The 8,581-nt window shown below is 43.2% G+C and carries 10 protein-coding genes and 1 pseudogene; 8 read left to right on the top strand and 3 right to left on the bottom strand.

Going from position 1 to position 8,581, the window contains the following annotated elements:
- Positions 1–43 precede the first annotated feature (43 nt).
- The 4 genes from ypfJ to FHQ23_RS09010 all read left to right on the top strand — a co-directional run bounded on the left by ypfJ (position 44) and on the right by FHQ23_RS09010 (position 2,452).
- Positions 44–883 carry a KPN_02809 family neutral zinc metallopeptidase gene (gene ypfJ / locus FHQ23_RS09025; RefSeq protein ID WP_139610876.1) on the top strand — a complete coding sequence of 280 codons (840 nt, stop codon included), beginning with the start codon at positions 44–46 and terminating at the stop codon, positions 881–883.
- Positions 884–1,106: 223 nt separating this feature from the next.
- Positions 1,107–1,370, top strand: coding sequence for a type B 50S ribosomal protein L31 (locus tag FHQ23_RS09020; RefSeq protein WP_139608844.1), 264 nt, complete (start codon positions 1,107–1,109; stop codon positions 1,368–1,370).
- Positions 1,371–1,379: 9 nt separating this feature from the next.
- Positions 1,380–1,523, top strand: coding sequence for a type B 50S ribosomal protein L36 (ykgO, locus tag FHQ23_RS09015; protein ID WP_132966813.1), 144 nt, complete (start codon positions 1,380–1,382; stop codon positions 1,521–1,523).
- A gap of 101 nt (positions 1,524–1,624) precedes the next feature.
- Positions 1,625–2,452, top strand: a complete 828-nt coding sequence (locus FHQ23_RS09010; protein ID WP_139614037.1) for an endonuclease/exonuclease/phosphatase family protein — start codon at positions 1,625–1,627, stop codon at positions 2,450–2,452.
- A gap of 70 nt (positions 2,453–2,522) precedes the next feature.
- Here FHQ23_RS09010 and rpsI read toward each other — a convergent pair whose 3' ends face one another.
- Together rpsI and rplM are read right to left on the bottom strand one after the other, a co-directional pair.
- Positions 2,523–2,915, bottom strand: coding sequence for a 30S ribosomal protein S9 (rpsI, locus tag FHQ23_RS09005; protein WP_139614036.1), 393 nt, complete (start codon positions 2,913–2,915; stop codon positions 2,523–2,525).
- Between the two features lie 16 nt (positions 2,916–2,931).
- Positions 2,932–3,360 carry a 50S ribosomal protein L13 gene (gene rplM, locus FHQ23_RS09000; protein WP_132966809.1) on the bottom strand — a complete coding sequence of 143 codons (429 nt, stop codon included), beginning with the start codon at positions 3,358–3,360 and terminating at the stop codon, positions 2,932–2,934.
- Positions 3,361–3,684: 324 nt separating this feature from the next.
- Here rplM and FHQ23_RS08995 point away from each other — a divergent pair, with 324 nt between their 5' ends.
- The 4 genes from FHQ23_RS08995 to FHQ23_RS08980 all read left to right on the top strand — a co-directional run bounded on the left by FHQ23_RS08995 (position 3,685) and on the right by FHQ23_RS08980 (position 8,063).
- Positions 3,685–4,137 carry a Z-ring associated ZapG family protein gene (locus tag FHQ23_RS08995; protein WP_139614035.1) on the top strand — a complete coding sequence of 151 codons (453 nt, stop codon included), beginning with the start codon at positions 3,685–3,687 and terminating at the stop codon, positions 4,135–4,137.
- Between the two features lie 82 nt (positions 4,138–4,219).
- A complete protein-coding gene (locus FHQ23_RS08990; RefSeq protein WP_139614034.1) occupies positions 4,220–7,312 on the top strand; it encodes a beta-galactosidase in 3,093 nt (1,030 codons plus the stop codon).
- Between the two features lie 141 nt (positions 7,313–7,453).
- A complete protein-coding gene (locus FHQ23_RS08985) occupies positions 7,454–7,633 on the top strand; it encodes a type II toxin-antitoxin system HicA family toxin (RefSeq protein WP_139610871.1) in 180 nt (59 codons plus the stop codon).
- A gap of 25 nt (positions 7,634–7,658) precedes the next feature.
- Entirely contained in the window at positions 7,659–8,063 is a 405-nt protein-coding gene (locus FHQ23_RS08980; RefSeq protein ID WP_139614033.1) for a type II toxin-antitoxin system HicB family antitoxin, read from the top strand.
- Between the two features lie 198 nt (positions 8,064–8,261).
- On the opposite strand, the pseudogene FHQ23_RS08975 reads toward FHQ23_RS08980, so the two are convergent.
- Positions 8,262–8,581 (bottom strand): annotated as a pseudogene (locus tag FHQ23_RS08975) (IS256 family transposase, variant Zn-binding type); the annotation flags it as partial.

The following is an 8,581-nucleotide window of genomic DNA, read 5'->3' as shown; positions in this document are numbered from 1 at the left end:
GATCAACAGACCCTAGTTTTGATTCATTTTAAGGGGAAACAATATGCGTTGGCAGGGGCGTAGAGAGAGCAGTAACGTAGAAGATCGACGGGGCGCATCCGGCGGCGGTTTTCGCGGCAAGGGCGGTGGTATTGTCGGTTTGCTGATTATTTTAGTCGGTGCCTATTTTGGCGTCGATCTGTCTGGTTTGGTCGATACCAGTAGTATCAGTTCGGGGCAGAGTTACCAATCCTCACTGAGTGAGCAGGAAGAGCAGCAGTTAAATTCCTTTTCGCGCGTGGTGCTGGCGGATACTGAAGTGGCCTGGGAACAGTATTTCGGCAAGAGCGGTCAGCGTTACACACCACCGACGATGGTGCTTTACAATTACGCAACCCAAACCTCATGCGGCACCGGACAGGCAGCAATGGGACCGTTTTATTGCCCGAATGACCAACGAGTGTATCTGGATCTTTCATTTTATAAAGATATGAGTAACAAGCTGAAAGCCTCAGGCGACACGGCATTTGCCTATGTGATCGCGCATGAAGTCGGACATCATGTGCAAAATTTATTGGGTATTTTGCCGAAAGTACAGCAAGCGCAGCAACGCAGTGGCAGCCAAGCTGCGGCAAATCAATTATCGGTCAAATTAGAATTGCAAGCCGACTGTTTTGCCGGTATTTGGGGGCACTATGCCGATAAAAACGGTATTTTAGAGTCAGGCGATTTGGAGGAAGCCTTCAATGCTGCCGAAGCGGTCGGCGATGACCGTTTGCAAAAACAATCACAAGGTTATGCAGTGCCTGACAGCTTCACCCATGGCACATCAGCACAGCGTTTAGCTTGGTTTCAACGTGGATTACAAAGTGGTGATATTAAGCAATGTAATCCGTTTGGCTAAAGCGTTTTGCTGATCTAAAGTGCGGTCAGCTGCAAACAAATAACCTAAAAACAATCTGTAATTTGACACTACAGATTGTTTTTTTATCGCTAAATTCTCATTTAGGATAAAAAATAAGGTTTTTATCTATTTTGCTATTGATAATTGTTATCAATAATGTAATATGCTACGCCTCAAATGTTCCTAAATAAAGATCAACTGACCCTAATATTGAGGCTAAACCATGCAAAAAAATATTCATCCCAGCAATTATCGTACTGTTTTATTTTATGATTCCAACGCAAAAACCGGTTTCTTAATCCGTTCTTGTGCCAGCACCAATGGCACCATGAAATGGGAAGACGGTAAGGAATATCCGGTGTTTATGTGCGATACCTCTTCAGCATCACACCCTTACTATACGGGAAAAACCCGTCAATTAGGTACAGAAGGGCGCGTCAGCGACTTCAGTAACCGCTTCGCCAAATTCGGTTTAAAAAGCAAATAGGAGTTTAATATGCAAGTATTATCATCATTGAAAAGCGCTAAAACTCGCCATCAAGGCTGTAAAATTGTACGTCGCCATGGCGTGGTTTATGTGATCTGCAAAGAAAATCCACGCTTTAAAGCCCGCCAAGGGGGCTGTAAGAAAAAACGCTAGGATTTTTTTTCATTGAAAAAAAACTTGATAAATTTTATTATCGATGCTCACAGCTATAATTCTGTAGCTGTGAGTAATACACTTTTTATAAGGAATAGATAATGAAATTACTCCATTTGTCAGGTTTTATCGCATTATTGTCGAGTGTCGGGTTATTTGCCGCTCCACTAAATGTTGCTTCTTATAACATACACCACGGTGCTGGTGAAGATGAGGTTTTAGATTTACAGCGTATTGCGAATGTATTGAATAAGTTAGACGTGGATTTGGTCGGTTTGCAAGAAGTGGATATTGCTAACGCCAGAACCGGATTTGTCAGTCAAGGCAAATATATTGCGCAGCAATTGCAAAATGCGCAAAATACGCCTTGGAAAACCTTAAATGCAGCCGCTATCGAGTTTGAAAATGGTGAATATGGCAATGCTATTATCTATAAATCCGATGTATTAACCTTAAATGACTATAAAGTGGTGCGCTTACCGGATCCCGATGGTGATGGTCAACGTTCAGCGGGTGTTGCAACCTTTACGGATAAAGATGGTATTACATTCCAATTTGTCGCCTCGCATTTAACCCACAAAAATAAAACTGAAAATGGTAGCACGATTCAATTAGCTTCGTTAAAAATGATCGAAGAAACTCTTGATTCTAAGTTACCGACCATTTTTGTAGCCGATTTCAACGCTTCGATCAGAAAAGAAGATAATCATAATTTGGATACGATGGCGTATTTGATAAAAAATAACTGGCGGATTGATAGTCCGTTAGAAGGGGCGAGTATCCCAGATGAGCCATGGATTATTGATTATGTGGTCAGCAAAAATCACGATAAATTAAAAGTCAATAGTTCGCAAATTGTGTTGGATGATTTGACTAAAGTTGCTTCTGATCATTTCCCGGTGAAAGTGAACTACCAGCTAGAAAAATAGTGATTAAAAAAGCCGATTGGTTTCCCAATCGGCTTGTATATCCAGCAGTATAAATACTGTGCGGTAAAAATTAACGCTTGCTGAACTGTGGACGACGACGTGCTTTACGCAAGCCGACTTTCTTACGTTCAACTTTACGGGCGTCACGAGTGACGAAGCCGGCTGCACGCAGTGCAGGACGTAAAGTTTCATCGTATTCCATCAATGCACGAGTGATACCGTGACGGATCGCACCTGCTTGACCGGAAATACCACCACCTTTAACAGTGACGTACAGATCCAATTTTTCAGTTAATTCCACTAACTCCAGCGGTTGACGTACGATCATACGAGAAGTTTCGCGACCGAAATAAACGTCTAATTCACGTTGGTTGATAGTGATTTTACCACTGCCCGGTTTGATAAATACACGGGCTGAAGAGCTTTTGCGGCGGCCTGTGCCGTAGTTTTGATTCTCTGCCATAATCTTGATCCCGTGATTAAATGTCTAAAACTTGTGGTTGTTGCGCAGCGTGGCTGTGTTCAGCACCGGCATACACTTTCAATTTGCGATACATTGCACGACCTAAAGGACCTTTAGGCAACATACCTTTAACCGCAATTTCAATCACGCTTTCAGGACGACGTTCGATCATCTCTGCGAAAGTAGCTTGTTTGATACCACCGATGTGACCTGTGTGCCAATAGTAGATTTTATCACTTTGTTTGTTACCGGTTACGGCAACTTTCTCAGCGTTAATCACGATGATGTAATCACCGGTATCGACGTGTGGGGTGTATTCGGCTTTGTGTTTACCACGCAAGCGGCTTGCGATTTCAGTAGCCAAACGACCTAAAGTTTTGCCGGTCGCATCAACTACATACCAGTCACGTTTTACAGTTTCCGGTTTTGCTACAAAAGTTTTCATTAAATGATTACCAAAATAAAATTTTTAAACCCTGTGCTTAATATAACAACATCAAGCACACCTCTAAATTGATTGCTGCACCCCTTCGAGTGAGAACTCAATTAAATTTACGCGGTGGGAAATACCGTTCGTAATACAGGGTCGCAAGATTATACGGAAAATAGTGGCAAAATGCTAATTTTTCTTTTAAATTTGTTTTAAAAAAATGGCTTAGGTCAAAAAAATATGATTTAGTGCTTAGCGTTAACTTGATAAGGATTTATAATTTCAAGCAGTTACCTTGAACAGTTCAATACAATTTAGCATATTTCAACGGGGGAGAGCATGGAAACAGCAGCAGTGGCAAACAATGTATGGTTGATCGGTACAATTGGGGTGGTGGTTGGCTTTATCTTAGCGTATCTTTTCATCAGGATAACCAGTGGCAGTGTCAAAAAACAGTTAAAAACTGAATCCGAATTAAAACAGGTGAAAACAGAGGTAGAACAGCAGAAAAACAAGATTGAGGAACATTTTGCCGAAAGTGCAGAGCTGCTGAAATCGTTGGCGCAAGACTATCAGCGTTTGTATCAGCATTTGGCGAAAAGTTCGGTCGCATTATTACCCGAAGCCACAGCAAAAGAGATTTTTGCTCAAGATTTGTTGGCAGATAAAACAGCTGAAACGTTTGATGAAAATGTGGCAAGTGCGGTCAGTGAACTACAAAACGACGAAAAAGCGCAACCAAAAGATTACTCTAAAGGTTCCTCAGGTTTGTTAAAGTCCAAAGAATCTTAACGATAATGTCTTAATATAAGAAGTTTAATTTATTGAAAGCAACGATTTTTCGTTGCTTTTTTAACAAGCAGAGAGTGGTGTTATGCGGGAATTCAGTGAAATTATTAAAGCCAGAGATTGGGAAAATCAATTAGTGACCTCTTCGTTATCCCGACTGGCGGCGCATGCGCCTTTGCGTGCTTATCCAGACGTGCAAAGTGCGGTCAGCAAAACGCTATCGCCTAATCAGCAATCCCTGAATGGCAGCTGGCAATTTCAACTATTCGCCAAGCCAGAAGCTGTGCCGGAAGCCTTTATCCAACCGCACTTTGACGATACCAACTGGCTGACGATTGCCGTGCCGTCCAATTGGCAGATGCAACCAAATGTGGCAGACAACCCGATTTATACCAACATTCAATATCCGTTTCTGGACAATCCGCCTTATGTACCGCAAACCAATCCGACCGGCTGCTACCGCACTTCGTTTGTATTGCCGCCGGCGTGGCAACAGCGCCAAGTGCGGCTCAATTTTGACGGTGTGAACAGTGCGTTTCATCTGTGGTGTAACGGACGTTGGGTCGGTTATGCGCAAGACAGCCGTGTTGCCGCTGAGTTTGATTTAACGGAATTTGTACAAGCGGGCGAGAATCGGTTAGCAGTGATGGTACTGCGCTGGAGCGATGGTTCGTATCTGGAAGATCAGGATATGTGGTGGCTGAGTGGCATTTTCCGTGATGTGACCTTGCTGAGCAAACCGCAGTTGCATATTGCTGATGTCGAAATTCAAGCGGACTTGGATGCGATTTATCAAAACGGGCAGCTTGTGGTCAAAACCCGTTTGAACCAAAACAGCGAATTGGCAAAAGTGCGGTTGCAGCTGTTTGACGGCGATCAATCGCTGCTGGACATCACCCATTCAATCGTACAGCAAGCCGCGGTTGATGAAAAAGGCGGATATCAGGATCGGATTCAGCAAATCGCCGACGTACCGCAGGTGCAGCCGTGGTCAGCAGAGATACCGCACTTGTATCGCTGTGTTGTCAGCCTGTTAGATCACCACGGCGAGCTGCTCGACTGCGAAGCCTATGATATCGGTTTTCGCAAGGTAGAAATTATGCAGGGGCAACTGCTGTTAAACGGCAAGCCGCTGCTGATTCGTGGCGTAAATCGGCATGAACACCATCCTGAACGTGGGCATGCGTTGACCCTTGAAGATATGCGGCAAGATATTATCTTACTGAAACAAAATAACTTTAATGCGGTGCGTTGTGCGCATTACCCCAATCATCCCGCTTGGTATGAGTTGTGCGATCAATATGGTTTATATGTGGTAGACGAAGCCAATTTAGAGACCCACGGACAGTTCCCGATGCAGCGTTTGTCAAATGAATCAAATTGGTTGAATGCTTATCTGGAGCGGGTTGTGCGTATGGTGGAGCGAGATAAAAACCACGTTAGTATTATCATCTGGTCGCTGGGCAATGAATCGGGTATCGGTAATAATCACCATGCGATGTATCAATGGCTGAAGCAGCGCGATCCGAGCCGACCGGTGCAATACGAAGGCGGTGGTTCGATGACTGCGGCAAGCGACATTATCTGTCCGATGTATGCCCGTGTTGAACAGGATCAATTTTTCGCTGCCGAAGCAGCCACCAAATGGGCAATCAAAAAAGCGATTTCGATGCCTGGCGAACAACGACCGCTGATTCTGTGTGAATATGCGCATGCAATGGGCAACAGTGTGGGTAATTTTGCGCAATATTGGCAGGCATTCCGCCAATATCCACGGCTACAAGGCGGTTTTATTTGGGATTGGGTCGATCAAGGTTTAACCAAATTCGATCAAGAAGGTAATCCCTATTGGGCGTATGGTGGTGATTTTGGCGATCAAATCAATGATCGTCAGTTTTGTATCAATGGGTTATTATTCCCAGACCGCACTTTGCATCCTGCGATGCATGAAGTGAAAAAAGCACAGCAGTTTTTCCAATTCAAACTGGCAAAGGCGGAGCAGGGCTATGAGTTGACCGTAACCAGCGAATATCTGTTCAAAACCGTGAAAGATTGTTTCCTGCATTGGAAACTCAGCGCTAACGGTTTTCCGATTCGCTTTAACTATAGCGGACTGAATTTAGCGCCGCAAGGCAGCCAAAAAATCCGGATTCCGTTGGATATTCACCTGCTGCCGGATACGCTGTATTTGATTGATGTGGAAGTGGTGTTAAATCAGACCCAAACATGGGCAGAAAACGGTTTCAGTGTGGCAAAACAACAGTTTGTGCTGCCTGAAGTGATTGCACTGAGCGAGCCGTCATTACGATCATCTGTGCTGCCGCACTTTGTTGAAGACGAAGCACAATTGACGGTGCAGCAGCCGCATTTTCAGATTGTGTTTGATAAAAAGAGCGGTTTGCTCAGCAGCTGGCTGAAAAATGGCGCTGAACAATTGGCGCAACCGCTGCGCAATAATTTTTATCGAGCGCCATTGGATAACGACATCGGTACCAGCGAAGCGCATCATGCTGATCCGAATGCGTGGATCAGCCGTTGGCAGCAGTCTGGTCTGTGGTCGTTGAATGAAAAATGTTTGGCGTTCAAGGTTGAGCCGTTGTCTGATTGTTTGCAAATTTGTGTGCAGCATGGCTATTATCATCAAGAGCAACTGCTGCTCAAAAGTCAATGGTTGTACCGTATCACCGCACAGGATGAACTGGATTTGGCTATTCAGGTTGAGGTCGCCGATGGTTTGCCGTCGCTGCCGCGCGTGGGCGTTGAATTGGCGCTGGTCAACAGCGATAGTCAGGTGAAATGGTTTGGGCGCGGACCGCATGAAAATTATCCGGATCGCAAAGATGCAGCGCATATCGGGCAATATGATTTGTCACAATTTGAGCTGCACACCAACTACATTTTCCCAAGCGAAAACGGCTTGCGTTGCGATGTGCGTGAATTAACGGTAGCAGAACTTAAAGTGACAGGGTTGTTTAATTTTGCCGTCAGTCGCTTCAGCCAAGCCAATCTGGCAGAAGCACGTCACACTTGTGACTTAGTGGCGGATCCTTGTCTCTATGTTCGTCTTGACGGATTCCATATGGGAGTTGGCGGTGATGACTCATGGACCCCAAGTGTACATCGGGAATATCAACTGTCACAAAGGCAATACCATTATCAACTAAACTTCGCACTATAATCGAGCGAGACCAAACACTTATTTGCGGCAGAATATCGATTTTGTCGCAAATAGTACTCGTCGTATACACTTTAAACAACTATAAAACTTGTTTTTTTTAAAATTGGGGTTATAATAACTCCAGAATGAAAAGGATCATCTGTGAACAGCAAAAGTATCATAAAATTGATAGAGAAAGACGGCTGGTATCTTGTTGCAGTTAAGGGCAGTCACCATCAATTTAAACACCCAGCAAGAAAAGGACGGGTGACTGTGCCACACCCTAAAAAGGATTTAGATATCAAAACGACAAAATCAATATTAAAACAGGCAGGGCTATAGCCCTTTGAAATAGGAGAAGAAAATTATGCTCTATCCAATCGCAATCACTATTGGTGATGAAAAACATGCTTATGGTGTGGTTGTGCCTGATGTGCCAGGCTGTTTTTCTGCTGGAGATACGCTGGAAGAAGCGTTTATGAATGCAAAAGAAGCGATTACTTTTCATATTGAAGGTATGTTAGAAGATGGTGACGAGATTCCACAGCCGAAACCGATTGAACAACATCAACAAAATACTGATTTTCAAGATTTTATTTTGACATTTGTCGAAGTTGATTTGTCCCACTTATTGGGTAAATCAGAAAAAATTAATGTTACACTGCCGAGTTTATTGATTAAGCGCATTGATCAATTTGTGGCAACACATCCGGAGTACAAAAATAGAAGCCAATTTTTGACCAAAATCGCCACTGACAGGGTGTTTGCATAACGGTTTTTATCAAAGCTGCTCCCTCTCTCATACGACAACCGCACTTTCTACAACCACATGGCCCTTGAATTCATAACAAGGGCTCGTTTTATACCAAAAGTTGCCATAATTTGGCATAGTAGACAAAATGGTTGCTAATTTTGAGATCTACCATGCCTAGTAGACAAAATGGTTGCTAATATTTAAATTTATTAATAATTAGCAACCTTTTTTATTTAAAAAATCTTTAATAAACATAATCTTATGATGTTTAGTTAGTCCATTATGAGCAGCCAGATTTCTCTTAAGTTCACTAAATAAACCCTCCAAACGATTAGTCGTTTTTTCAATATTTAATTCAGCGTATTTTTCAAAGGTAAATAAATGATCCATATTCCGTAGCAAGCTTGCATAAGCACTACGAACGCCACGATGCTTATAAGGATATTTACCTTTTTCATCAGGCTTATCAGAACGCTCATTTAAGAATGTTTTATGTTTAAGATACCAATGATACAGATTTATATAAAACTCATTCT

Source organism: Testudinibacter crocodili (genome assembly GCF_006228025.1).
Lineage (GTDB): Bacteria > Pseudomonadota > Gammaproteobacteria > Enterobacterales > Pasteurellaceae > Chelonobacter.
The sequence above is the reverse complement of the archived record's forward strand: the minus strand, read 5'-3'. Positions and strand labels throughout refer to the sequence as shown.

Coding starts and splice junctions, on each gene's coding strand:
- ypfJ (WP_139610876.1), top strand. CDS start 44: ATGCGTTGGCAGGGGCGTAGAGAGAGCAGTAACGTAGAAGATCGACGG.
- FHQ23_RS09020 (WP_139608844.1), top strand. CDS start 1,107: ATGCAAAAAAATATTCATCCCAGCAATTATCGTACTGTTTTATTTTAT.
- ykgO (WP_132966813.1), top strand. CDS start 1,380: ATGCAAGTATTATCATCATTGAAAAGCGCTAAAACTCGCCATCAAGGC.
- FHQ23_RS09010 (WP_139614037.1), top strand. CDS start 1,625: ATGAAATTACTCCATTTGTCAGGTTTTATCGCATTATTGTCGAGTGTC.
- rpsI (WP_139614036.1), bottom strand. CDS start 2,915: ATGGCAGAGAATCAAAACTACGGCACAGGCCGCCGCAAAAGCTCTTCA.
- rplM (WP_132966809.1), bottom strand. CDS start 3,360: ATGAAAACTTTTGTAGCAAAACCGGAAACTGTAAAACGTGACTGGTAT.
- FHQ23_RS08995 (WP_139614035.1), top strand. CDS start 3,685: ATGGAAACAGCAGCAGTGGCAAACAATGTATGGTTGATCGGTACAATT.
- FHQ23_RS08990 (WP_139614034.1), top strand. CDS start 4,220: ATGCGGGAATTCAGTGAAATTATTAAAGCCAGAGATTGGGAAAATCAA.
- FHQ23_RS08980 (WP_139614033.1), top strand. CDS start 7,659: ATGCTCTATCCAATCGCAATCACTATTGGTGATGAAAAACATGCTTAT.